Annotated in this window: 18 protein-coding genes; 8 read left to right on the top strand and 10 right to left on the bottom strand. The window is 72.0% G+C overall.

Features of this window, described 5'->3' with window-relative positions:
* Positions 1-229: 229 nt before the first annotated feature.
* Entirely contained in the window at positions 230-1,378 is a 1,149-nt protein-coding gene (locus tag ACH4S7_RS04760; protein WP_398519600.1) for a serine hydrolase domain-containing protein, read from the top strand.
* 371 nt (positions 1,379-1,749) lie between these two features.
* Here ACH4S7_RS04760 and ACH4S7_RS04755 read toward each other — a convergent pair whose 3' ends face one another.
* Both ACH4S7_RS04755 and pepN read right to left on the bottom strand, forming a co-directional pair.
* Entirely contained in the window at positions 1,750-2,772 is a 1,023-nt protein-coding gene (locus ACH4S7_RS04755; RefSeq protein WP_398519599.1) for a hypothetical protein, read from the bottom strand.
* A gap of 203 nt (positions 2,773-2,975) precedes the next feature.
* Positions 2,976-5,534: an aminopeptidase N gene (gene pepN / locus ACH4S7_RS04750; RefSeq protein WP_398519598.1), complete on the bottom strand. Its 2,559-nt coding sequence runs from the start codon at positions 5,532-5,534 to the stop codon at positions 2,976-2,978.
* Between the two features lie 193 nt (positions 5,535-5,727).
* Between pepN and ACH4S7_RS04745 the strand changes: the two genes are divergently transcribed.
* Positions 5,728-6,366, top strand: coding sequence for a DsbA family protein (locus ACH4S7_RS04745; RefSeq protein WP_398519597.1), 639 nt, complete (start codon positions 5,728-5,730; stop codon positions 6,364-6,366).
* A gap of 311 nt (positions 6,367-6,677) precedes the next feature.
* Here the strand turns inward: ACH4S7_RS04745 and ACH4S7_RS04740 are convergent, their stop codons facing one another.
* The 4 genes from ACH4S7_RS04740 to ACH4S7_RS04725 all read right to left on the bottom strand — a co-directional run bounded on the left by ACH4S7_RS04740 (position 6,678) and on the right by ACH4S7_RS04725 (position 11,188).
* Positions 6,678-7,313, bottom strand: coding sequence for a superoxide dismutase (locus ACH4S7_RS04740; protein ID WP_398519596.1), 636 nt, complete (start codon positions 7,311-7,313; stop codon positions 6,678-6,680).
* An 89-nt stretch (positions 7,314-7,402) separates the two neighbouring features.
* Positions 7,403-8,467: a glycerophosphodiester phosphodiesterase family protein gene (locus tag ACH4S7_RS04735; RefSeq protein WP_398519595.1), complete on the bottom strand. Its 1,065-nt coding sequence runs from the start codon at positions 8,465-8,467 to the stop codon at positions 7,403-7,405.
* 179 nt (positions 8,468-8,646) lie between these two features.
* Positions 8,647-10,080, bottom strand: a complete 1,434-nt coding sequence (locus tag ACH4S7_RS04730) for an FGGY family carbohydrate kinase (protein WP_398520030.1) — start codon at positions 10,078-10,080, stop codon at positions 8,647-8,649.
* 94 nt (positions 10,081-10,174) lie between these two features.
* Positions 10,175-11,188, bottom strand: a complete 1,014-nt coding sequence (locus tag ACH4S7_RS04725) for a 2-hydroxyacid dehydrogenase (protein WP_398519594.1) — start codon at positions 11,186-11,188, stop codon at positions 10,175-10,177.
* 311 nt (positions 11,189-11,499) lie between these two features.
* On the opposite strand from ACH4S7_RS04725, the gene ACH4S7_RS04720 reads away from it, so the two are divergent.
* The gene (locus ACH4S7_RS04720) at positions 11,500-12,861 is read left to right on the top strand and encodes an FGGY-family carbohydrate kinase (protein ID WP_398519593.1); all 1,362 of its coding nucleotides are present in this window, start codon (positions 11,500-11,502) and stop codon (positions 12,859-12,861) included.
* Between the two features lie 64 nt (positions 12,862-12,925).
* On the top strand, positions 12,926-13,558 hold the full coding sequence (locus ACH4S7_RS04715) for a histidine phosphatase family protein (RefSeq protein ID WP_398519592.1): 633 nt from the start codon (positions 12,926-12,928) through the stop codon (positions 13,556-13,558).
* 161 nt (positions 13,559-13,719) lie between these two features.
* Here ACH4S7_RS04715 and ACH4S7_RS04710 read toward each other — a convergent pair whose 3' ends face one another.
* Positions 13,720-15,138 carry an amino acid permease gene (locus ACH4S7_RS04710; RefSeq protein WP_398519591.1) on the bottom strand — a complete coding sequence of 473 codons (1,419 nt, stop codon included), beginning with the start codon at positions 15,136-15,138 and terminating at the stop codon, positions 13,720-13,722.
* A gap of 365 nt (positions 15,139-15,503) precedes the next feature.
* On the opposite strand from ACH4S7_RS04710, the gene ACH4S7_RS04705 reads away from it, so the two are divergent.
* The gene (locus ACH4S7_RS04705) at positions 15,504-16,088 is read left to right on the top strand and encodes a biotin transporter BioY (RefSeq protein ID WP_398519590.1); all 585 of its coding nucleotides are present in this window, start codon (positions 15,504-15,506) and stop codon (positions 16,086-16,088) included.
* Positions 16,089-16,212: 124 nt separating this feature from the next.
* On the opposite strand, the gene ACH4S7_RS04700 is transcribed toward ACH4S7_RS04705, so the two are convergent.
* Both ACH4S7_RS04700 and ACH4S7_RS04695 read right to left on the bottom strand, forming a co-directional pair.
* Positions 16,213-17,568: an FAD-binding oxidoreductase gene (locus tag ACH4S7_RS04700; RefSeq protein ID WP_398519589.1), complete on the bottom strand. Its 1,356-nt coding sequence runs from the start codon at positions 17,566-17,568 to the stop codon at positions 16,213-16,215.
* 136 nt (positions 17,569-17,704) lie between these two features.
* Entirely contained in the window at positions 17,705-19,138 is a 1,434-nt protein-coding gene (locus ACH4S7_RS04695; RefSeq protein ID WP_398519588.1) for an amino acid permease, read from the bottom strand.
* Positions 19,139-19,211: 73 nt separating this feature from the next.
* Here ACH4S7_RS04695 and ACH4S7_RS04690 point away from each other — a divergent pair, with 73 nt between their 5' ends.
* Together ACH4S7_RS04690 and ACH4S7_RS04685 are read left to right on the top strand one after the other, a co-directional pair.
* Positions 19,212-19,700: a ribose-5-phosphate isomerase gene (locus ACH4S7_RS04690; protein ID WP_398519587.1), complete on the top strand. Its 489-nt coding sequence runs from the start codon at positions 19,212-19,214 to the stop codon at positions 19,698-19,700.
* A gap of 164 nt (positions 19,701-19,864) precedes the next feature.
* Positions 19,865-20,674 (top strand): Fpg/Nei family DNA glycosylase, encoded by an 810-nt coding sequence (locus ACH4S7_RS04685; protein ID WP_398519586.1) that lies wholly within the window; start codon positions 19,865-19,867, stop codon positions 20,672-20,674.
* A 61-nt stretch (positions 20,675-20,735) separates the two neighbouring features.
* Here ACH4S7_RS04685 and ACH4S7_RS04680 read toward each other — a convergent pair whose 3' ends face one another.
* Positions 20,736-21,965, bottom strand: a complete 1,230-nt coding sequence (locus ACH4S7_RS04680; RefSeq protein WP_398519585.1) for a GNAT family N-acetyltransferase — start codon at positions 21,963-21,965, stop codon at positions 20,736-20,738.
* A 266-nt stretch (positions 21,966-22,231) separates the two neighbouring features.
* Here ACH4S7_RS04680 and ACH4S7_RS04675 point away from each other — a divergent pair, with 266 nt between their 5' ends.
* On the top strand, positions 22,232-23,383 hold the full coding sequence (locus ACH4S7_RS04675; RefSeq protein WP_398519584.1) for a PP2C family protein-serine/threonine phosphatase: 1,152 nt from the start codon (positions 22,232-22,234) through the stop codon (positions 23,381-23,383).
* Positions 23,384-23,578 lie beyond the last annotated feature (195 nt).

Raw genomic sequence — 23,578 nt, 5'->3', positions numbered from 1 at the left:
GGCAGAAATCCGCCACCGCGCACAGTGCGCCACAGAGGACAAACAGGGAGCTACCGAGTCATCGTGTGGGGGCGTGCGGGAGCGAACGGAGGGCGCCCCGGCAGACGAGGGGCGCCCTGCGCATGGATTGGCCGAAAGCGGATCAACTTCGCCACCTCACTCAACGCGAGCCCCCGGCGCCGGAGTCCCTCTGATCGATCGCGGCCCATCAACACCAACGGGAGCTGGAATGTCCACACGTACGGTCCGCACGGCGCTGGTCACCACGGTGGCGGCCCTCGCCACCGCCGCCCTGGTCGCCCCGGCCGGTGCACACACCATTCACACCGGCACCGACCATCAACCCGCCCAGCGGGCCCTGGAACAGGCCGTACGCGAAGGGGTGCCCGGGGCCGTCGCCCAGGCCCGCGACCGGAACGGCGCCTGGAGCGGCACGGCCGGGGTCGGCGATCTGCGCACCGGGCGCGAGAGGCTGCCCCAGGACCGTTTCCGGATCGGCTCCATCACCAAGACCTTCGTGGCCACCGTCCTGCTCCAGTTGGAGGCCGAGCGCAGACTCGATCTGGACGACACCGTGGACCGCTGGCTCCCCGGACTGGTCCGGGGCAACGGCCATGACGGGCGGCGGATCACCCTGCGCCAACTCCTCAACCACACCAGCGGCGTCTACAGCTACACCGAGGACCCCGGCTTCGGCGAGCAGGTCTTCGGCGAGGGCTTCCTCCGGCACCGCTACGACACCTGGCGGCCCGAGCAGTTCGTCGACATCGCGATGAAGCACAAGCCCTACTTCGCCCCCGGCACGGCCTGGCGCTACTCCAACACCAACTACTCGATCGCCGGCATGGTGATCGAGAAGGTCACCGGACGGTCCTACAACTCCGAGATCGAACGCCGCATCCTGCGCCCGCTCAAGCTCCGGGCCACCTCGGTGCCGGCGACCGACCCCCGGGTGCCGGCCCCGGCGAGCCGGGCGTACTCCAAGCTCTCCGACAACCCCGACGCGAAGATCCACGACGTGACCCGGCTGAACCCGACGCTGGCCGGGGCGGCGGGTGGGATGATCTCCGACGCCAATGACCTCCAGCGGTTCCTCCGGGCGCTGCTGACGGGTGGTCTGCTGCCACCGGCCCAGCTCAGGGCGATGACCACGACCGTCGCGATCGACCCCGCGCAGCCGGCGTACCGCTATGGCCTCGGTGTGCAGGGCACCACGCTGAGCTGTGGCAAGGAGGTCTGGGGTCATGGCGGCGGCATCCACGGCTCCTCGTCCGAGGCGTTCGCCACCCGGGACGCACGCCATTCGCTGTCGCTGAACTTCAACGGTGACTGGGCGGGGGACAGCTCGAGGGTGATCGAAGCGGAGTTCTGCGAGTAGGGCTTGCCTGATGGGCGATCCGGGCGATCCGGGCGGTCCGGGCGGTTGGTGCGGCTCGGCGGCGGTGCGGTGCTGCGGTCGGGTGGTGCGGTCTTTGGCGGCCGTGCGGTGCGGCCGTGCGGTGGTGCGGCTCGGTGACACGGCCCCGCTGCGTTCGGACCGGTCGGGTCGGTCGGGTCGGTCGGGGTTGGTCGGGGTTGGTTCGGGTAGCCCGGGCGGTTCGGGCTGGTTCCGGCTAATCACGTTGGTGCGGGTGGTGCGGGTGGTGCGGGTGGTGCGGGTGGTGCGGGTGGTGCGGGTGGTGCGGGTGGTGCGGCCGTCGGTACCGGGTGCGCCCGCCCGGTCCGCCCCGGCGCCCCCCGGTCCGGCCGTCAGCGGGGCAGTACCACCACGGCGGGCGCCGGGTCACGGTCCCGCCCCGCCGCCAGCGCGGCACGGACGACCGTGGCCTGCTGCTCCGGCGCCTCCCGCAGTTTCCTCGGCGTGATGTGTACGACGGTGATGCCGAGCCGCTCCAGCCGCTCGCGGCGCCGGGTGCCCTCGGCCCACACCGTCTCCTCGTCGTGCCGGGGCGCGCGGGTGTCCAGCTCCACCGCCAGGGCCTGGTCGGGCCAGTAGGCGTCCACCCCACCGAGGTAGGCGCCCCCCGGCAGCCGGAGGTCCACGTTCCACACGGGGTCCGGCAGCCCCTGCCCGTACACCAGTGCGTACAGCCGCTCCTCGGCGAGCGAGCGCCCCTCGGCCAGGAGGGCGTCCACGGCGTCCACGACGCTCGGCCGGTCCAGCAGCCGGGCCCGGTTCAACGCGGACACCACGGTGGCCGGTTCGCAGTGTCCGTCCCGTACGGCCTCGGTGAGCAGCCGTCGTACGGTGTCGGGGTCGGTGGTCTCCGCGACGGCGTCCGCCAGGGCGCGGGCCACGGGGGCGACGGGCAGTCCGTCGATCGTCCGGGCCCGGGGGAGCGCGTGTGCCCGGACGATCCGGGCGCAGCCGACGGAGCGCAGTCGCCGGGTGCCCGGCACCAGGACGTCGATCCGTTCGCGGCGGTGCGCCGGCTCCACCCCGGTGAACCCGTGCAGCGCGAGCGCGGCGAGTCCGGTGATCATGGCGTCGCCGTAGGGTCCTCTGAGCGTGGCGCCGTCCTCCGGGTCGGCGCCCGCGCCCCTGCCCTGTGCGGGGACGACGGGCCGCCCGGCGTAGAGCAGCACCCCGCGCAGCCGCTCCTGCTCGGTGACCGGGCCGGAGTGCAGGAGGTAGACCCCCGGCAGCAGGCTCTGCCAGGGGCCGCCGGGGCGGCAGCGGGCGGTGGCCTGGGCGTGGGAGACGCCGTGCGCGCGGAGCTGGGCGGCGGAGAGGACACGGTCGGCGTGGCGGAGGGGTGTGCTGTGGCTCATGTCCCGGACAGTGCCCAAGGAGTGAGCCTCCCCTAACCCCTGTTACGTCTCCGTCACCATCCCACTACCTCCCGCCCCCAGCTTTCCCCCGTCCGGCCGGTGCCGGGACGGCCACGCGCCCCCCGGAACGGCGCGACGGCCGTTCCGAAGGGGCTTCCCGGCGCGGCGCCGATCCGGAGATGGGGTGCCTTGGTGCGGGAGCGTCAGGACGCCGCGTCGACGGCCTGTCCGCGATGGGCGCGGCGCAGGTCGTCCTGGGCCTCCAGGACCAGTCGGCGCAGGGCCGGTGCCGCGTCCTCGTGTGCCGCCAGCCATGCCTCGGTCGCCGGCAGCGCGTTCTCGTCGAGCGACGGGAACAGCCCCGAGACCACGTCCATGCCGATCTGGATCGAGCGCTCGTCCCACACCCGTTCGATCGCCTCGAAGTACCGGTGGGTGTACGGGGCCAGCAGCTCGCGCTGGCCCGGCTGGACGAAGCCGGAGATCGTCGCCCCGACCAGTGCGTTGGAGAGGGTGTCGGACTCGACCACCGTCGCCCACGCCCGCTTCTTGACGTCCGCGGCCGGGCGGGCCGCCAGACAGCGGACCTGGTGGCGCTTGCCGGACGCGGTGTCGTCGCGCGCCAGCTCCGTGGCGATCACGATCTCGTCCGCGGCCCCGTGCGCCGCCAGCGGCTCCAGGAACGCCCAGCGCAGCTCCTGGTCCACGTCGAGGCCGTCGATCCGGGCGGTCCCGTCGAGCAGACCCGCCAGCAGTTGGAGGTCGGTCGCCGACTCCGCCACCGAGGCGAAGAACCGGGCCCAGGTGAGCTGGTGCTGGCTCCCCGGCTCGGCCTGTCGCAGCTCCCGCAGCGCGCTCTCGGCGACCAGCCGGCCGCCCTCCGCGCGCCATGCGGGCGCGGCGTAGTGCGTCAGCGCCGAGTGGACCCAGGCGTGCAGCATGTGGAGCACGCCGATGTCCGTCTCCCGGCCCGCGTTGTCCCGTACCAGGGCGATGAAGTCCCGGGCGGGCATCAGCGCGTCACGGGTGAGGTTCCACAGCGCCGACCAGCACAGGGCCCGCGCCAGCGGGTCGGTGAGGTCGCCGAGGTGGGCCCGGAGGGTGGCCAGCGAGCGGTCGTCGAAGCGGATCTTGCAGTAGGTGAGGTCGTCGTCGTTCACCAGGATCAGATCGGGCCGCTCGGCGCCCGCCAGCTCGGTCACGACGGTGCGCGCGCCGGTGACGTCGATCTCGGCGCGGGCGTACCGGGTCAGCTCGGTGCCGTCGTGCCGGTAGAGCCCGACGGCGACCCGGTGCGGGCGGAGTTCGTCGCCGTCCTGGGCCACGGCCAGTTCGGTGATGCGATCGCCCGCGTCGTACGTCACCTCGGGCGTGAGCGCATTGACACCGGCGGTCTGGAGCCAGGACCGCGACCACCCGGTCATATCCCGCCCGGAGGTCTCCTCCAGTACGGAGAGCAGGTCGCCGAGCCGGGTGTTCCCGTACGCGTGCCGCTTGAAGTAGCGCCGGGCGCCCTCCAGGAAGGCGTCCTCGCCGACGTAGGCGACGAGCTGCTTGAGTACGGAAGCGCCCTTGGCGTAGGTGATGCCGTCGAAGTTGAGCTTGGCGTCCTCCAGATCACGGATGTCGGCCGTGATCGGATGGGTGGACGGCAGTTGGTCGGCGCGGTAGGCCCATGCCTTGCGCCGGTTGGCGAAGGTGATCCAGCCGTCGGTGAAGCGGGTGGCACCGACGATCGCGTACGAGCCCATGAAGTCGGCGAAGGACTCCTTCAGCCAGAGGTCGTCCCACCAGGTCATGGTGACGAGGTCGCCGAACCACATATGCGCCATCTCGTGCAGGATGACGTTGGCGCGGCCCTCGTAGGACGCCTGGGTCACCTTGCCCCGGAAGATGAACTCCTCGCGGAAGGTCACACAGCCCGGGTTCTCCATCGCGCCGATGTTGTACTCGGGGACGAACGCCTGGTCGTACTTGCCGAAGGGGTACGGGTAGTCGAACCGGTCGTGGAAGAAGTCCAGGCCCTGCTTGGTGACGAGGAAGATGTCGTCGGCGTCGAAGTGCCGGGCGAGGCCCTTGCGGCACATCGCGCCGAGCGGGATCTCCAGCTCGGTCCCGTCGTCGAGGACGCGCCGGTAGACATCGGTCTCGTAGTGGTACGGACCGGCCACGACGGCGGTGATGTACGTGGAGATCGGCCGGGTCTCGGCGAACCGCCAGGTCCCGTCGGCCGCCCGCTCGCCCGCGCCGTTGCTCCAGACGGTCCAGCCGTCGGGGGCGGTCACCTCGAAGCGGAAGGGCGCCTTCAGATCCGGCTGTTCGAAATTGGCGAAGACCCGGCGGGCGTCGGCCGGTTCGTACTGCGTGTAGAGGTAGACCTCGCCGTCCTCCGGGTCGACGAACCGGTGCAGCCCCTCGCCCGTACGGCTGTAGGCGCACTGCGCGTCCACGACCAGGACGTTCTGCTCGGCCAGCGAGTCCAGCGCGATCCGGGTGCCGTCGAAGACGGTCCCCGGGTCCAGCTTCTCGCCGTTCAGCGTCACGCCGGTGACCTCGGGGGCGAGCAGATCGGCGAAGGAGGAGGCGCCCGGCCGCGCGCAGCGGAACCGGATCGTCGTCACCGAGCGGAAGGTGAGGGGCCCGGGGCCAGCGGTGTCCTCCCCGACCGCCGACCGCAGGTCGAGGGCGACCTCGTACCCGTCGACGGACAGCAGCTCGGCCCGCTGACGGGCCTCGTCGCGGGACAGATTCTCTCCGGGCACGGGCACTCCTCTGTGTCTCGTTCGAACAGGGTCGATACTCCCATGCGCCCCTGACCACCGGTATCCGGGAATCGGCCGGTGACCGGTGATGTTCTTCCGGGAAGGCACAACACATTCGTGTCAGGCACACAGCCGCGTCAGGCACACAGCGCGTTCGCGGCGCGTCCCGAACGCGGTTCCCATGAGGAGTGACATGTCCGAGAACACCACCAAGACGCCGGTGGACTTCTGGTTCGACCCCCTGTGCCCATGGGCCTGGATGACCTCCCGCTGGATGCTGGAGGTGGAGAAGGTCCGCGATGTCGAGGTCCGCTGGCACGTGATGAGCCTCGCCGTACTCAACGAGGACCGGCTCGACGAGCTGCCGGAGCAGTACCGGGAGGGGATGAAGCAGGCATGGGGTCCGGTCAGGGTCGTCATCGCTGCGAGCGAGAAGCACGGCCCCGAGGTGATCGGGGGGCTGTACACGGCACTCGGCACCCGGATCCACAACCAGGGCGAGGGCCCGACCCGGGAGGCCGTCGCCGGCGCCCTCGCGGATGTGGGCCTGCCCGCCGATCTGATCGACTACGCGGACAGCGACACCTACGACACCGAGCTGCGCGCCTCCCACCAGGAGGGCATCGACAAGGTCGGCCAGGAGGTCGGCACCCCGGTCATCGCGGTCCCCGGCCCGGACGGGGAGCAGATCGCCTTCTTCGGCCCGGTGGTGACGCCGGCGCCCAAGGGCGAGGCGGCGGCCCGGCTCTGGGACGGCACCCTGCTGGTGGCGGGCACCCCGGGCTTCTACGAGATCAAGCGCACCCGCGACCAGGACCCGGTCTTCGACTGACGGCCACCCACCCCTTCCCGGTGAGAGGGACGACGTCCGGTCGCGCTCCTCGGTGAGGGGGAGGGCTTCCGGGCCGGGTCCCCTCGGTGAGGGGGAGGCGTCCGGGTGAGCTTCCCGGGCGGAGGTGGACGGCGTCCGGGTGAGCTTCCCCGGTGAACGGGAGGGGGTCCGGGCGCAGAAGTGCCCCGCGAGTCATGTCCTCGCGGGGCACTTCCTCTGTTCCGCCCGCCACATGAAGGTTGAGAAGACGATCACGAGCAGGACGACCGCGGGGGCGTGGCGCGGCGGCCCCCGGCGCGCCTGTTACGGCGTCACGGCGCGATGAGCGGCGTGCGCTCCTTCGCCTCGGCGTAGCGCTTGGCCACGTCCTGCCAGTTGACGACCTGCCACATGGCGTCGATGAAGTCGACCTTCTGGTTCTTGTACTGAAGGTAGAAGGCGTGCTCCCAGGCGTCGAAGACCAGGATCGGCACCGAGCCCTGCCCGACATTGCCCTGGTGGTCGTAGACCTGCTCGACGATCAGCCGACGGCTCACCGGCTCGTAGGCGAGCACGCCCCAGCCGGAGCCCTGCGTCGTCGCCGACGCCTTGGTGAGCTGCGCCTTGAACTTGGCGAAGGAGCCGAACGACTCCGCGATGGCGTCCGCCAGCTCGCCGACGCCGTCCTTGTCCAGCGGCTCGCCACCGCCGTCACCGGTCATGTTGTGCCAGTAGATGCTGTGGAGGATGTGGCCGGAGAGATGGAACGCGAGGTTCTTCTCCAGCCCGTTGATCGCCCCCCACGCGTCCTTGTCACGCGCTTCCGCGAGCTGTTCGAGGGTGTCGTTGGCACCCTTCACATAGGCGGCGTGGTGCTTGTCGTGGTGCAGCTCGATGATCTGCGGATTGATGACCGGTTCCAGCTCGGAGTAGTCGTACGGCAGATCAGGAAGCGTGTAAATGGCCATGCCCGGTGGTCCCTCCGGTTACTTATTGCACATCGTACGCAAGTGCACGTTAGCAGCAGGAGGGAACCACTTGTGATCAGGCATTGGTCCTAGGACCGAGGTGTCATACCGTCCCTGGCGGCCACCGCGATATCCGGGAAATCGGTGACCACCGCGGCCACCCCCAGCCCGTAGAACCGCTCGTACTCGGCGAAGGCGTCACCGAAGCCGATGGGATCCGCCCCGCGGCGGAGTTCGGTGGGGAGGAACTGGTTCTCCGCGCGGAACGTGTAGGCGCCGACCTTCAGACCCGCCGCCCGGGCGTCGCGCGGCAGGGAGGAGGGCGGTACGAGGGACGACTTGTCCGGGCCGATCCACTCGGCGTACTCCGCGATCCGCCGCAGCCCCTCCGGGGTGGTCATCTCCGCGTACGTCAGATCGTGGCCGTAGGGGCCCCCGGTGGTGCCGATCGCCTGCCACAGCGGCAGCCGCGGGCCCGCCGAGGCCGCGATCCGCAGCAGGCTCGACGGCTCGAAGGACTGCACGACGCACTCCCGCGCCCCGAGCCCGTTGCGCCGGACCAGCCGTACCAGCTCAGGTTCCAGCGGCAGTCCGATAGAGCGGAAGTAGGTGGGGTGTTTCAGCTCCGGGAAGACGGTGATCCGGCGCCCGTGACGGCGGGACAGGGCGCGGGCGAGATCCACCACTTCCTGAAGGGTGAGGATCGGCTGTCGGCCGTCGAAGACGGTGTTGCGATTGCGGATCAGCGGAAGTCTCTCCACCGCCCGCAGCGTCTTGAGTTCCGCGAGGGTGAAGTCCTCGGTGAACCAGCCGTTGACCCACCGCCCGTCGATGGGTTTCGCCGTCTCGCGGTCCGCGAACTCCGGCCGGGCGCGGACGTCCGTCGTGCCGGAGATCTCGTTCTCGTGCCGGACGACCAGCACATGGTCCTTGGTGGACACGAGATCCGGTTCGATCCAGTCGGCGCCGGAGCGGACCGCGAAGGCGTACGAGTCCGAGGTGTGCTCGGGGCGCCAGCCCGCGGCGCCCCGGTGCCCGATCACCACCGGGCGTGGCGGGGGCGGCTCCGCGCGGGCCGTGGTGGTCGTGCCGGCGCTCGCCGCCGCCGCGCCGACGGCGAGCAGTACGGAACGGCGGCCCGGTGTCGCTGGCATGAGGTGTCCCCTCCCGAGTCCGATGACGGGTCCGGTGGTGGCGGTGGCGGTGGCGATGCTGCGGGTGGCTCGGGTGGCTCGGGTGGTGGCGGTGCTGCGGTGGCTCAGGTGGCTCAGGTGGCTCAGGTGGCGCTCGGGGCGCCGGTGGTGCTGGTGTGCCAGGTGTTGCCGCCGACGGGTCAGATGGTGCCGGTGTGACGGGTGCCGTGGGTGGCGGCGCGGGCCCGCGCCCCGGTCAGCCGCTCCCGGTGGTCGTCGTACGCCGCCGTGTAGAACTCCGCGCGCGCCGGATCCGGCTCCACCACCGCCGTCGGGGCCGTCCACACCGCCGTGTCCAGGGCGACCCCGTACCGCTCGGCCGCCGCCAGCACCGCGCCCCGCGCCCCCACCTCCCCCTCGACGATCCGCAGCGGCCGGCCCAGCACATCCGCGAACAGCCGGGTCCACGCGGCCGACCGGGTGCCGCCCCCGCAGATCGCCAGCGTGCCGGTGAGTCCGGCCGCCGCCAGACAGTCCCGGGCCGCGAAGGCGATCCCCTCACAGGTGGCGCGGACCAGATCCGCCCGGGTCGTCTCCAGGGACACCCCGGTCACCTCGGCGCGCAGCCCCGGCTCGACGAACGGCGCGCGCTCGCCCGACGGCGCGAAGTAGGGGAGCACCCGCACCCCGTGGGAGCCGGCCGGGGTGGCCGCCAGCAGCCCGTCCACCTCCTCATGCGCCACACCGGTGGTCCGCAGCACCCAGTCCAGCGCGGCCGTCCCCACCATCGCGGGCATCGCGCGCAGCCACCGCCCCCGGTGGTCGGTGGAGATGTGCAGCCCGGCCGGTTCACGGTCGAGATCGAGGGAGTCGACGGCGACCAGCGCCGCCAGACAGGTGCCGACGATCAGCAGCCCGTCGCCGGGTGTGGTGACCCCCGCGCCGAGGGCGCAGGCGGGCAGGTCGTACGGCCCGTTCGCGATCCGTACCCCCGGCTCCACCTCGCCCACCGCGAGCGGATCGCCGATCGCGGGCAGCAGGCCACGGCGGTGCCCGAGCCCCAGCGTCGCCAGGACGTCCCCGGCGTACTCCCGGGTGCGCGGATCCAGGAACGGCATCGACGCGTCGGACACATCCGTGGCCGCGACCCCCGTCAGCCGCTGGAAGACCATGTCCTTGCAGTAGACCGCCGCCGTCGCCGCGTCCAGCGACTCCGGCTCGTACCGCTCCAGCCAGGCCAGCACCGGTCCCGGCGAGCCGGGGAACAGCGCGCCGCCGGTGCGCCGGAACACGGCCGCGGCCACCCCCGACGACTGCCAGTGGTCGACCAGTTCATGGGCCCGGCCGTCCATCCATGAGATCGCGGACCGGACGGGGCGGCCGGCGCCGTCCACCAGCCAGACCCCGTCGCCCTGCCCGGTCAGGCCGACCAGTTCGACGGGTCCGGGGGAAGCCGCCCGCACCGCCGCCAGCACGGTGACGACGGCGTCGTACACCTCCTCCATGTCCTGTTCGACGCGCCCGCCGTGGAGATCGAGGGCGAGCGGCCGGGACTCCACGCGCAGCGGGCGTCCGCGCGCGTCGAAGGCGGCGGCCTTGACCACGGACGTGCCGACGTCGATCCCGATGTACACGGCCATCGTCGGACGCTCCTCCCGGGCGGTTCGGATCCGCACCTCTGGATCGGGCCGGGGGCGGTGTTCCCCGGCCGGACGGCATGGGGCCGGGTCAGTCGAGCGCGTGGGCGAGGGGCTCGCCCCGGACATGGCGGCCCACCTCGGCCGCCGCGATGACGGCGGCCTTGTGGGCCACCGCCCGGCTCGCCCCGGCCACATGCGGGGTGAGGACGGTCCGGGGGGTGGCGAACAGTCGGTCCCCCGGGGGCAGCGGCTCCCGCTCATAGGTGTCGAGCGCGGCGGCGGCCAGCCGTCCGGAGTCCAGCGCGTCGCAGAGCGCCTCGGTGTCCAGTAGCCCGCCGCGCGCCGCGTTCACCACCACAGCCCCCGGTGGCAGCAGCGCCAGTTCGCGCGCGCCGATCAGCCCACGGGTCTCGGGGGTGAGCCGGGCGTGCAGGGTGAGCACCCGGGAGCGGGCGAGCAGGGCGTCCAGCGAACGCGTCCGCATCCCGTGCACATCGCCGCGCACATACGGGTCGTACACCTCCACCTCCGCGCCGAAGGCGGTCAGCACCCGGGCGACCCGGCTGCCGACCGCGCCGTAGCCGACCAGGCCGACCGGGGTGTCCTCCAGTTCGAGACCGATCCGTTCGTACGTGTAGGAAGACCCGTCCCAGTGACCGCCGTTGGCGAGCGAGTGGTGCGCCTCCGGGATGCCGCGCAGCGCCGCCAGCATCAGCCCGATCGTGAACTCGGCGGTCGCCGCCGCGTTCCGCCCCGGCGCGTAACAGACCCGGACGCCCCGCTCTCGGGCCGCCGCCGCGTTCACATTGACCGGGCCGCCCCGGCAGACCGCGATCAGCCGCAGCGCGGGGGCCGAGTCGAGGACGCGCTCCGTGAAGGGGGCCATCTGGGTGACACAGACCTCCACTCCGTCGAGCGCCTTGATCAGGGCGTCCTCGGAGTCGCTGGCCTCCGTCACCTCGGCGACCGGGCCGAAGGGTTCAAGCGGCCAGGGCAGGGTGAGTTCACTCAACTGGAAGGAATGATCGGCGAGTTCGCGGCGCAGCGCGTCGGCGATCAGGGAGTTGCGGACGAAGTGGTCGCCGGCGGCCAGGACTCTCATTCGGTTCCTCCGCGTCGTCGTGGGCCCGCGCCCCGGGTGCCGTCAGTGGTACGGGAGTGCAGCGGATGCTAGTCGTCGCTCGGTGCCGTCAGGGGATGCCGCGCGGGGGCCGCCACGGCCCCAGGGGTGCCGGGTCCGCGCATGGCTTCCGAGCTTGGGACCGGGGCCGGGGACCGTCAATCCCGCGAACCCGGTTTTCTCTCAGCGAGGATGAGAAGTCGTCAGGGACGGACCCGCACGCATCCGCAGGATTGATGGCACGGCCCCGGCAGCCCCCGTAAGCCGTCGCCGGACTCAGAACAGGAGACGCCATGTGGATGGGCATCGATCTGGGCACCCAGGGCGTCCGCGCCGTCGTCGTCACCGATGACGGCGAGATCCTCGGTTCCGGCGCGGCGCCGCTGACCGGTCTGCGCGACGGACCCCGCCATGAACAGCGGCCCGCCGACTGGTGGACCGCCACCGTGACCGCCGTCCGCCAGGCGCTGCGCGCCGGTCACCGCCCGCGTGCCCTCGCCATCTGCTCCACCTCCGGCACGGTCCTGCTCGCCGACGGGCACGGCCGCCCGCTGACCCCCGCACTGATGTACGACGACGGCCGGGCGCCCGGTCGGGGTCCCGGCCGGGCGCTCTGGCTGCTGCGGGAGTACGGCCCCGGGCACATCACCCACCAGGCCGATCTGATCGTCACCCGACTCGCCGGCCGGCCGCTGCCCACCGACTCCAGCCATGCCCTGAAGACGGGTTACGACCCCGAACGCGGCGCCTTCGGGCAGCAGGAACTTCCCGGTGGTGTGCTGCCGGAGGTGGTCCGCCCCGGCACCCGGCTCGGTGAGGTCGGCGCGGCGGCGGCCGAGGAGACCGGTATCCCGGCCGGGACGGTGATCGTGGCCGGTATGACCGACGGCTGTGCGGCCCAGCTCGCCTCCGGCCCGCTCACGGTGGGCTCCTGGAATTCGGTGCTCGGTACGACCCTCGTCCTCAAGGGCGTCACCGCCACCCCGCTGCGGGATCCGGCCGGGGTGGTCTACAACCATCTCTCCCCGGACGGGAACTGGCTCCCCGGCGGGGCCTCCGGCGTCGGCGGGGGCGCGCTGCGGGCCGCGTTCCCCGACGCCGACCCGGCCGCGCTGGACGGTCTCGCCGCCGCCCATGAACCGGCCGGGGCCGTCGCCTACCCCCTGGCCGCGCGCGGCGAGCGCTTCCCCTTCCTGGCCCCGGACGCCATCGGGTTCCTGCTGGGCGAGCCCGGGTCGGCGGCGGACCACTGGGCGGCCCTCCTCCAGGGCGTGGCCCTGGTGGAGCGGCTCTGTCTGGACTATCTCGATCTGCTGGGCGCGCCCGTGGACGGACCGCTGACCTTCACCGGCGGCGCGGTCCGCAGCGCCTACTGGACCCGGCTGCGGGCGGAGGTCCTGGGCCGCGAGGTCCGGGTGCCCGAGTGCGGCGAACCCGCGCTGGGCATGGCCGTCCTCGCGGCGTACGGGTCGGGTGCGGCGCCCGTGCTGGGTGCGGCGGCGGCGCGGATGGTACGGATCCGGGAGGTGGTTCCCGGCGGCCGGGGCGACCGGTTCACGGAGCCCTATCTGATGATGGTGGACGAGCTGGCCCGGCGCGGCTGGCTGCCGGACCCGCTGGCGGCGCACGCCCGGCGGCGGACCACGGCGCCGTGAACGCGGCGCCGTGGATGCGACCAGGCGCCCGACTGCCGCACGGAGAGGAAGAGGAGAGGACACCATGAGCGCGACACTGCTGCTGGCCCGGCACGGTCAGACCATCTGGCACGCGGAGAACCGCTACGCCGGGGTGAGCGATGTGCCCCTCACTGACGAGGGGCGCGAGCAGGCGGACCGGCTGGGTCGCTGGGCGGTACGGAACGAGGTCGACGCGATCGTCACATCGACGCTCTCCCGGGCGATCGAGACGGCGGCACCGGCGGTCGCCGCGCTCGGTCTGGTCCCGTTCCGCGACCACGAACTGCGCGAGTGCGACTTCGGCGTGGTCGAGGGCCGCACCCTGGCCGAGTTCGGGGCGGCGCACCCGGCAGCGGCGGCGGCGTTCCGGGCGGACCCGGTGGCCCATCCGTTCCCCTCGGCGGAGGACCCCCGGTCGGCGGCGGCCCGGGGCGCCGCCGCGCTCCGCCGTACCGCCGCGCGGCACGAGGGCGAACGGGTCCTGGTGGTCGCGCACAACTCCCTGCTGCGGCTGGTGCTGTGCGAGCTGCTGTCGATCCCGCTCGCGGAGTACCGCCGGGTGTTCCCCGGGCTCGTCAACGCGGCGGTCTCCGCAGTCCGGCTGACCGGCGACCAGTGCGCGCTGCTCTCGCTGAACGTGCCCTGCGAGCTCTCGCTGAACGTGCCCTGCGACTGAGCCGGGGGCGCTGGCTCAGTCGCAGGGCACGGAACGACGCCCCGGCTCCCGAGGTGGTCGAGCCCCGGGACCACGCGGTGTCGTCGGTGACCCCGGGGGGATCACGCGGTGCGGTCGGTGACTCCGGGGGGATCACGCGGTGCGGTCGGTGGGCTCCGGGATCACGCGGTGTCGTCGGCCGGCTTCGCCGCCCGCGCCGCCAGCCGCTGGCGCAGATAGCCCACCGCCGCGAGACCCACCGTCAGCCCGCCCGAGTAGTACAACTGCGTCCGGGTGTCCGGCTCCCGCGCCATCAGGACGAACACGGTCGCCATCCCGGCCAGCGCCACCCAGGTCAGCCCGGGGTACAGCCACATCTTCACCACCAGCCGCTCCGGCTCGTCCCGCTCCGTCCGCCGCCGCAGGATGAGCTGGGAGATGGCGATGAAGGTCCAGACGACCAGGATGATCGCGCCGACCATATTCAGCAGCCACATGAAGACGTCGTCCGGCCGCCAGTAGCTCAGCAGCACACAGGCGAAGCCGAACAGGGACGACACCAGCACCGCCGTCCTCGGCACCCCGCCGAGGGTCCGGCCCAGCGCCTTCGGGCCCTGGCCGCGGGCGACCAGCGAGCAGGCCATCCGCGAGGCGCCGTAGATGTTCGCGTTCATCGCCGAGAGCAGCGCGATCAGCACCACCACGTTCATGATCTCGCCGGCGCCCGGGATGCCGATGTGGTCGAGGGTGGCGACGTACGGGCCCTTCTCCACCACCATCGGATCGGTCCACGGGACCAGGGTGACGATGACGGCCATGGAGCCGATGTAGAAGATGGCGATCCGCCACATCGCGGTCTTCACGGCCTTGGCGACGCCCTGCACGGGGTGTTCGGACTCGGCCGCCGCGATGGTGACCGTCTCCAGGCCGCCGTAGGCGAAGAGGGAGGCGAGCAGTCCGACGACGAGCCCCTCCGCGCCCATCGGCAGGAAGCCGCCGTCGCCGGTGAGGTTGGTGGCGCCGGGCGCGTCCGTGCCCGGCAGCGCCCCGACGATGGCGAGGACGCCGATCCCCAGGAAGATGATGATCGCGCCGACCTTCAGGGCGGCGAACCAGAACTCGAACTCGCCGAAGTTCTTCACCGCCGCGAGGTTCGTCCCGCAGAACACCAGCATGAAGAGGGCGACCCACACCCATTCGGGCGTCCCCGGCAGCCAGCCGGTCATGATCTTGGCCGCGCCGATGCCTTCGAGGCCGACGGCGACACAGAGTAGGAACCAGAAGGCCCAGCCCGCCGTGAAACCGGCCCAGGGGCCGATCGCCCGCTCGGCGTGGACGGAGAACGAGCCGGAGGCCGGATTGGCCGCCGACATCTCGCCGAGCATCCGCATCACCAGCATGACCAGCAGCCCGGAGAGGGCGTAGGCGATCACGATGGAGGGCCCGGCCTTGGCGATGCCCGCGCCGGAGCCGACGAAGAGTCCGGCGCCGATCACCCCGCCGAGCGCGATCATCGAGAGATGGCGTTGCTTGAGCCCGTGCGACAGCGTCACATCGGCCGGGCGACGGTCGACGGGCGGCGGCGCGGAGGTCCGAGACATATGAACGTGCCCTGTTCCTTGGCTGACGGCTGTGGGGGGAAGCAGCACAGTCTGAGCCCACGCACCGCTGACTGGGAATGTCCGTCCGCTATACGGTCACGAGCCTGACACATGGTGTACACACGCACACTGTGCTCCGACGAACTTGACACACTCCGGCGCTTTGGCAGAAACCTACAGCCCGTATCCGTGACGAGCATCACGTTTCCGGGTGCGTGATCGAGCTTATTTGTGCACTCCCCATGAAGACAGCGCATCGGCCTTTGTCGGTGGCTGACGGTGATCGGAGTAAACCCGGTGGGCTACCGTCACCGTGTTCCTCCTACACCTTCCTTTACACCTCCCTTCGGCCCCGCGGAGTCCCGATGAGCACTGCTTCTGCCACTCCCCGTCCGGGCGCGGTCCTCGCGGACCTGCTGCCCGCCTCCCGCACCCGGGACATCGCACTCGTCGTCGGTGGCGCGGCGCTGACGGGCATCGCGGCGCAGCTCGCCGTCCCGGTCCCGGGCTCCCCGGTCCCGGTCTCCGGCCAGACCTTCGCCGCCCTGCTGGTGGGCACGGCGCTCGGCGCCCGTCGGGGGTTCCTCTCGCTGGCGCTCTACGCGGTGGTGGGCATGGCGGGGATGCCGTGGTTCGCGGAGGGCCAGTCCGGCTGGTCGATGCCGTCGGTCGGCTACATCCTCGGCATGCTGCTCGCGGCGACGGTGGTGGGCGCGCTGGCCCGCCGCGGCGCGGACCGGTCCATGGCGCGGACGGCCGGTTCGATGGTGCTCGGCTCGGCGATCATCTACGCGGTCGGCGTCCCCTATCTCGCCCTCGCGACGGGCATGACGTTCTCGCAGGCGGTCGCGGCCGGTCTGACGCCGTTCCTCATCGGTGACGCGCTGAAGGCCGCGCTCGCGATGGGCGCGCTGCCCACCGCCTGGAAGCTCCTCGGCCGCCGCGACTGAGACACCACCGCGACCGGCACGTCCCGGCCTGCGCCGCCGTGACCGGCACGCCTTGACCGGCGCCGCGACACGGCGGGGGCGGGCATCCCGACCGGATGCCCGCCCCCGCCGCGTTCGCGGCTCCTCAGGAGGGGCGCCCCGGACCGCCGCCCGGACGCCGGAACAGATCCCCCGGGTCGTACGCCGCCTTCACCCGCCCGATGCGCTCCAGGGTCTCGGCGTCGTACAGCCCCTCCGGGCGTTCCCCCGCCCCGAAGACGAAGTTCAGCGAACGCCCCAGCACCCGCGCCCCCAGGCCGCCGTACACCTTCTCGTACAGCGCCCGGATCGCCGCCACGTCCGTATCCGGTGTCACCAGCGACAGCGTGCGCACCGCATAGGCCGCCTCACGGTACGGCACGGCGTTCGGGGCGGGCGTCCGCAGCGCCCCGCCCAGCGGGCTGAGCTGAGTCACCGTCCACACCGGCTGGTCGGGGCCCGTCAACCGCAACACCTCACCGAAGGCGTCCGCGTCCAGCCCACTCAGCATCGCGTTGTCCCCGTAGTACGCGTGCGGCTGATCCGGATCGTTGTGGATGGTCGCGGAATCGGTGTACGGCAGCTCGCGCAGCGAGTCCTCCAGCGCGGGCCCGATCGCCCGCAGCGGCGCCACCAGCCGCTCGCCCGCGGCGGCGCTCCCGGTGTACGCGACCCGCACGGCCGTGACGCGGCGCCCCCGCAGATGCGCCGGGACCATGGGCAGATCCGGGTAGACCATGACGCCCAGGCTGGACGTCAGCTCGTCCGGCACCGTCGCCGCCCACTCCAGATAGGCGCGCGCGACGTCGTCCGCGGGTCCGTCCCCGAACAGGATCCCCCCGCCGTACAGCCGGGTGACCGGCACCAGGCCGATCTCGATCGCCGTGACGACGCCGAGGCCCGCCCCGGCGCCGAGCAGCGCCCAGTAGAGCTCGCCGGAGGTCACCCGGCGCGGTTCGCCGTCCCCGGTCACGACCTCGATCGCGCGTACGTGGTCGGCGGTGTACCCGAACTGCCGGGCCAGCAGCCCCAGCCCGCCGCCGAGGGTGTACGAGACGGCGCCGACGGTCGGGGCCGATCCGCTGAGCGGTGCCAGCCCGTACGGCGCCGCCGCCGCCACGACCTGCCCCCAGCGGACCCCGGCTTCGATCCGGGCGGTACGCGTCACGGGGTCGATCCGGACGCCGTCCATCCGGCGGGTGCTGATCAGTACGCCGCCCTGCGACGGGCCCGGCCGGCCGTGTCCGGTGGCCTGGACGCCGACTGGCAGTCCGTGTGCGGCGGCGTGGGCGACGGCCCGCCGCACCTCCTCCGCGTCGGTGGCGGCGACGATCAGATCGGGCCGCACGGTGCAGCCGGTCTGGAAGCCGGCCGATTCGTCGTCGTATCCGGCGTCACCGGGACGGAAGGTGGTCTGGGCGATGTTCTCCATGGCCCGCACCCTGCCGGGGATACCTGACATCTGCCGTCAGGTATCCCCGCGGGCCGCCCCGGGTGTCGCTCCGGGCCGCCCGGGTATCCCCATGAGCCGCCCGGGTGTCGCTCCGGTCACCGACACGGCCGGGTCCGATCCGGCCGGTCCGATCCGGCCGCCCTGTTCATCCGGTCCTGGACGTCTTCCGGGACGCCTTCCGGGACCGCTCCCGCCAGCACGCGATCACGATCACGATCGCGGCCACCAGCAGCGACAGCAGTACCTGCTCGCGCGCCGTGTCGTCGAAGAGCATGTAGACGAGGATGAAGGAGATCATTCCGATCGTCGCCCAGGTCAGCCCGGGGAACAGCCACATCCGCACGACCAGCCGCTCCGGCGCCTCCCGCAGGATGATCCCGCGCATCCGCAGTTGGGTGCAGCAGATCACCAGCCAGACGAAGAGCGCCACCGCGCCCGACGAGTTGAGCAGGAAGGCGAAGACGGTGTCGGGCCACTTGTAGTTGAAGAAGACCGCGACGAACCCGAAGAGGACCGACGACAGAATCGCCGCGCGCGGCACCCCACGCCGGTCCGTCCGGGCGAAGGGGGCGGGGGCGTCACCGCGCCGCCCCAGCGAGAACGCCATCCGCGAGGCCGTGTAGAGCCCCGAGTTGAGGCAGGACAGCACGGCGGTCAGCACGACGACGTTCATGATCTGACCGGCGTGCGGGATGCCGATGGAGTTCAGGGCGGCGATGTACGAACCGTCCTCGGTGATCGACTTGTCGTTCCACGGCAGCAGGGTCAGCACGACGAAGATCGAACCGAGGTAGAAGACGGCGATCCGCCAGATGACGCTGTTCGTCGCCTTGGACACGGCGCGCTGCGGATCGGACGACTCGCCCGCCGCCAGGGTCACGATCTCACTGCCCATGAAGGAGAAGACGACCATCAGGACGCCGGTCAGGACCGCCCCGTACCCCTCCGGGAAGAATCCCCCGGAGTCGGTGAGGTGGGCCAAGCCCGCGCCCGGGTTGTCCGACCCCGGCAGCAGACCGAAGACCGCCAGCAGACCGATCGCCACGAACGCGCCGATCGCCACCACCTTGATCCCGGCGAACCAGAACTCGAACTCGCCGTACGAGCCGACCGATGCCAGGTTCGTCGCCGTCAGCACCACCATCACGATCAGCGCCCACGCCCACTGCGGCACCGCCGGGACCCAGCTCTCCAGGATCACCGCGCCCGCCGTCGCCTCGACGGCGAGCACCACGACCCAGAAGAACCAGTAGAGCCAGCCGATCGAGAATCCGGCCCAGCGGCCCAGCGCCCGGTCCGCGTACTCGGAGAACGAGCCCGACGCCGGATTGGCCGCCGCCATCTCGCCGAGCATCCGCATCACCAGCACGACCATCGTGCCGACCAGGGCGTACGAGATGAGGATCGCGGGCCCCGCGGCGGCGATCCCGGATCCGGACCCGATGAAGAGCCCGGCACCGATCACCCCACCGATGGCGATCATGGACAGATGCCGGTTCTTCAGCCCCGGCTGCAGGGTGTCCGCCTGCTCGGGTCCCCTCTCCTCGTCCTCTTTGTTCAGGGTCTCCTGCGACGTCATAAGGGTCTTTCCTCGCGTTCGGGTGCCGACCCCGCTGACTGCTACCCGGGCGCGTGCGTGCCACACTCGGATCATGCGCGTTTACCTCGGTTCCGACCACGCCGGATACGAACTCAAGAACCACCTCGTGGCATGGCTCCAGGCCCATGGGCACGAGGCCGTCGACTGCGGCCCGCACATCTATGACGCCCAGGACGACTACCCGCCCTTCTGCCTCCGCGCGGCGGAGAGGACGGCGGCCGACCCGGACGCCCTGGGCATCGTCATCGGTGGCTCGGGCAACGGCGAGCAGATCGCGGCGAACAAGGTCAAGGGCGTGCGCGCCGCGCTGGCGTGGAGCGAGCAGACGGCGGCGCTGGGGCGCGAGCACAACAACGCCAACGTCGTCGCGATCGGCGGCCGGATGCACTCGGTGGAGGAGTCCACGAAGTTCGTGGAGATCTTCCTGAACACCCCGTACTCGGGCGAGGAGCGGCACACCCGCCGCATCGAGATGCTCACCGCCTACGAGACCACGGGCGAACTCCCCCCGATCCCGGCCCACCACCCCCAGCAGGGCTGACCACCGGCTTCTCGGACGCTCCGGGGACGGGTACGGACGGCGCACCCGTCCGTACCCGCCCCCGGAGCCGGTTCGTACGTCCGTGGTCCCTTCCGTGCGCGGGTCATCCGCCGCGCACGCCCGGCCCGGGACGGACCCCGGGAGACACCGAAGGAGCCGTACCCGTGCCCGAGGGGCATACGATCCACCGGCTCGCCCAGGACCACCGCGAGCGCCTGCTCGACCGGCCGGTCCTGGTCGCCAGCCCCCAGGGCAGGTTCGCCGACTCGGCCGCCCTGCTGAACGACCAGGTCATGACGGACGCCGAGGCCCATGGGAAGCATCTCTTCCTCGGCTTCGGACCGCTCGGCTGGATCCACATCCACCTGGGGCTCTTCGGCAAGGTGGACCTCGGGGACACCCCCGCGCCCCCGCCGACCGACACCGTCCGCCTCCGGCTCCTCGACGCGGACTCCTACGTCGACCTCCGGGGGCCCACCACCTGCGCCCTGATCACGGACGCCGAGAAGGCCGCGATACACGACCGGCTGGGACCCGATCCGCTCCGCACCGGGGACGACCCGGACCGCGCCTGGCAGCGGATCTACCGCTCCCGTACGACCGTCGCGGCGCTGCTCCTGGACCAGAAGGTCATCGCGGGCGTCGGCAATGTCTACCGCGCCGAGGTGCTCTTCCGGCACGGCATCGACCCGTACCGTGCGGGCCGGGACCTGACCCGGCGCGAGTGGGACGCGATCTGGGCGGATCTGGCCGGGCTGATGCGCGAGGGCGTACGGAACAACCGCATCGACACCGTCCGCCAGGAGCACACCCCGGAGGAGATGGGCCGCGAACCGAGGGTCGACGACCACGGTGGCGAGGTCTATGTCTATCGCCGGGCCGCGATGCCCTGCCATATCTGTGGCACCGGGATCCGCACGGCGGGTCTCGCCGCCCGGAACCTCTTCTGGTGCCCCACCTGCCAGCAGCGGTAACGGTCGGGGGCCGGTCTCCGGTCCAGGTCTCCCAGGCCGCGACCGGACCCGGACCGGAGACCTAGATGTTGTGCGGCACCCACGGCGCCGCATCGCTGCCGAAGGCGACCGCCGCGGCCGTCAGCGCACCGGGAGTGCGCTCCTCGACCCGCCCCGCCGCCGCCAGCGCGGTCAGCGCGGTCCCACCGAGGTAGGCACTGGCCAGCGCCCCCACCGGCAGGGCGAGATCGGCGGCGGCCCGGGTCGGCTCGCAGACCGCGCCCTTCTCGTCGCCGCTCAGCCGCCACCGCCCGTTGTTCCACGGACAGAAGGCGTCCTCGACGTCGAGCACCACCTCCACCGGCGTGCGGTACGTCCGCGCCGCCAGCGCGCCGCCGACGTCGACCAGCCGGGCGTGCAGCCCGTCGATGACCCGCAGTCCGCAGCGCCGGATGTCGGAGACGAAGTGCTGCCAGGGGTCGTCCACCGGCCGGTTGCGCATCCGTACCCGGGTCATGAGGTCGATCCCGAACAGATAGCGCCACAGCCCGGCGTTTGCGGCCGGGGTCAACGCCTCCAGGTCCTGGACCTCGATCGCGCCGTTCGGCCCGGCGTTCTCCCAGGACGGAATGATCCGGTACAGCGCGTACCCGATGACATCGCCGTCGAGTTCGGCGAACACGCACTGGAGCGGGGAGGCGCCCGGATGGTCGGCGGGGGAGTCGAGGAGCATGAGCTTCTCCCAGCCCGGAAGCCGGACGATCATGCCGGGGCGGGTCGGTACCCGCCGGGCGTAGAGGGCCTCGATCGTGTCCATCGAGTCGACCGGCGGTACGCGGCGGATCCGGATGTCGTCGGTGCCCACGGGTGCTTCGATCCGGACCCGGGTGGTGTCGATATCGGCGTTGAGGTGCCAGCTCGCGGTCCCGTATCCGAACCGGCCGTAGATCTCCGGCTCGGACGCGGTGAGCAGGGCGACCGGTTCGCCCCAGGCGTGGATATCGTCGAGCTGGCGCCGCATCATCGAGGTGAGGATCCCGCGCCGCCGGTGGGTGGCGGCGACACTGACCATGGTCACGCCCGCCATGGGCACCGCCGCGCCGCCGGGTGCGGTGACCCGGAAGCCGAACGTCCCCGCCGTGGCGACGCAGTCGGCGCCGTCCCAGACGGCGAGCGAGCGCTCGTAGTCGGTTAGCTGCTGGATCAGCTTCTGCTTCTCGTCGGGCTCGGCGATGCCACCGAAAGCCAGCCCCAACGTTCCGTACCAGGCGTCCCACTCGGTCGGGCGGAGCACACGCAGCTCTGTGGTCATGCGCCATCCCTACCAGGCGGCCGGTGGGGGGCGCGACGGAATTTCCGACCACTGCCGGGGGTGGCAACCGGCCCCGCCTGCGCGGTCACCCCGTCCGGGCGACGGTGGCGGTCACCCCGTCCTGGCAGCGGTCGGGGCAGCGGTCGAGCCTCTGTCATATGCCATGACTATCCAGCGATACATCGACAGAGCGACCTGATTTCGAACGCGTGGTCACCGGGGTCCCCCTGCACGGATGGCCGATGGATCGATAAGGTCACACGACAATGGCTCATGGCGGTGGAGTGGATTCGAGTAGGGCCCGGTTGCGGAAGGCGGTGCACCGGGTACGCATCGCGCTGCGCAAGTCCGCCGTCGACTACTTCCGGGGCGACGGCGCGGACACCATCGCGCTCGCCGGACTGCTGCTGACCGTCCCGGCGCTCACCTGGGGCACCATCGAGAACTCCGAGTGGGTCTCGCCCGCCGCCCTCGTCCTGCCGATCGTGGCGGGCGCGCTGCTGCTGCGTCCGGCGAGCCTGCTGGGGCTGTACGCGACCTGTGCGGGCGGTCTGATCGCGGAGACGCTCGTCCTCGGCCCCTACACCGACGGGCCCGGCCGGGTGACGCCCGGGACCGTACTCGTCGTCGCCGCCTGCGGCTTCTTCGGCCTGCTGATCGCCCAGTTCCGGGCCCGCGTCGGGGTGCCCTGGAGACGCGGCGGCACCATGCTGTTCGACCTCCGCGAACGCATCCGCGTCCAGAGCGCGCTGCCCCGCCTGCCGAAGGGCTGGCACCGCGAGATGGCCCTCCGCCCGGCCGGCGGCCAGTCGTTCTCCGGTGACTTCGTCGTCGCCGCCCGTACGAACGGGGGCCGGACCCTGGAGGTCGTCCTCACCGACGTGTCCGGCAAGGGCATGGACGCGGCCTCGCGGGCCCTGTTGCTGTCGGGCGCGTTCGGCGGACTGCTGGGCTCGCTGCCGCCGCACGGATTCCTGCCCGCCGCCAACGGCTATCTGCTCCGCCAGGACTGGGACGAAGGCTTCGCGACCTCCATCCACCTCGTCCTCGACCTGGAGTCCGGCGACTACGAACTCCTCTCAGCGGGCCACGTTCCCGCGCTTCAGCTCAACGCGGGCAGCGGCCGATGGGAGGAGATGACCGGCGAGGGCCCGCTCCTCGGGGTCTACGACGGGGCGCAGTTCGACCCGGTGAAGGGCTCGCTGCGCCCGGGCGATGTGCTGATGCTCTTCACGGACGGCCTGGTGGAGGCGTCGGACCGGGACCTCAGCGAGGGCATCGACCGTCTCACGGGCGAGGCGGACCGCTATGTGACCTCGGGGTTCGAAGGAGCGGCCTGGCATTTGATCGAGGCGGTCGCCAAGGACGTCAACGACGACCGGGCGCTGTTGCTGCTCTGCCGGGACGCCGCTTCCTGACCCGTCCGTCCGCACCGTCGTATCGTCGGGGCGGTGAGTACGGAGCAGCGGTCGGGCTCGCGGCGCGCGTCAGCCCGGAGCCCGAACCGTCCGGTCCACCGGCCGAGGCCCCGGGGGCTCTTGTCACACCGGGGGGCTACATTGACCACCATGACGAAGACGGACTTCCTACGCCGGCCCCAGGGCGGGGCGCGT

It is taken from the genome of Streptomyces sp. NPDC020965, from assembly GCF_044333555.1.
GTDB lineage: Bacteria > Actinomycetota > Actinomycetes > Streptomycetales > Streptomycetaceae > Streptomyces.
This window is presented reverse-complemented; position numbering and strand designations above follow the sequence as displayed.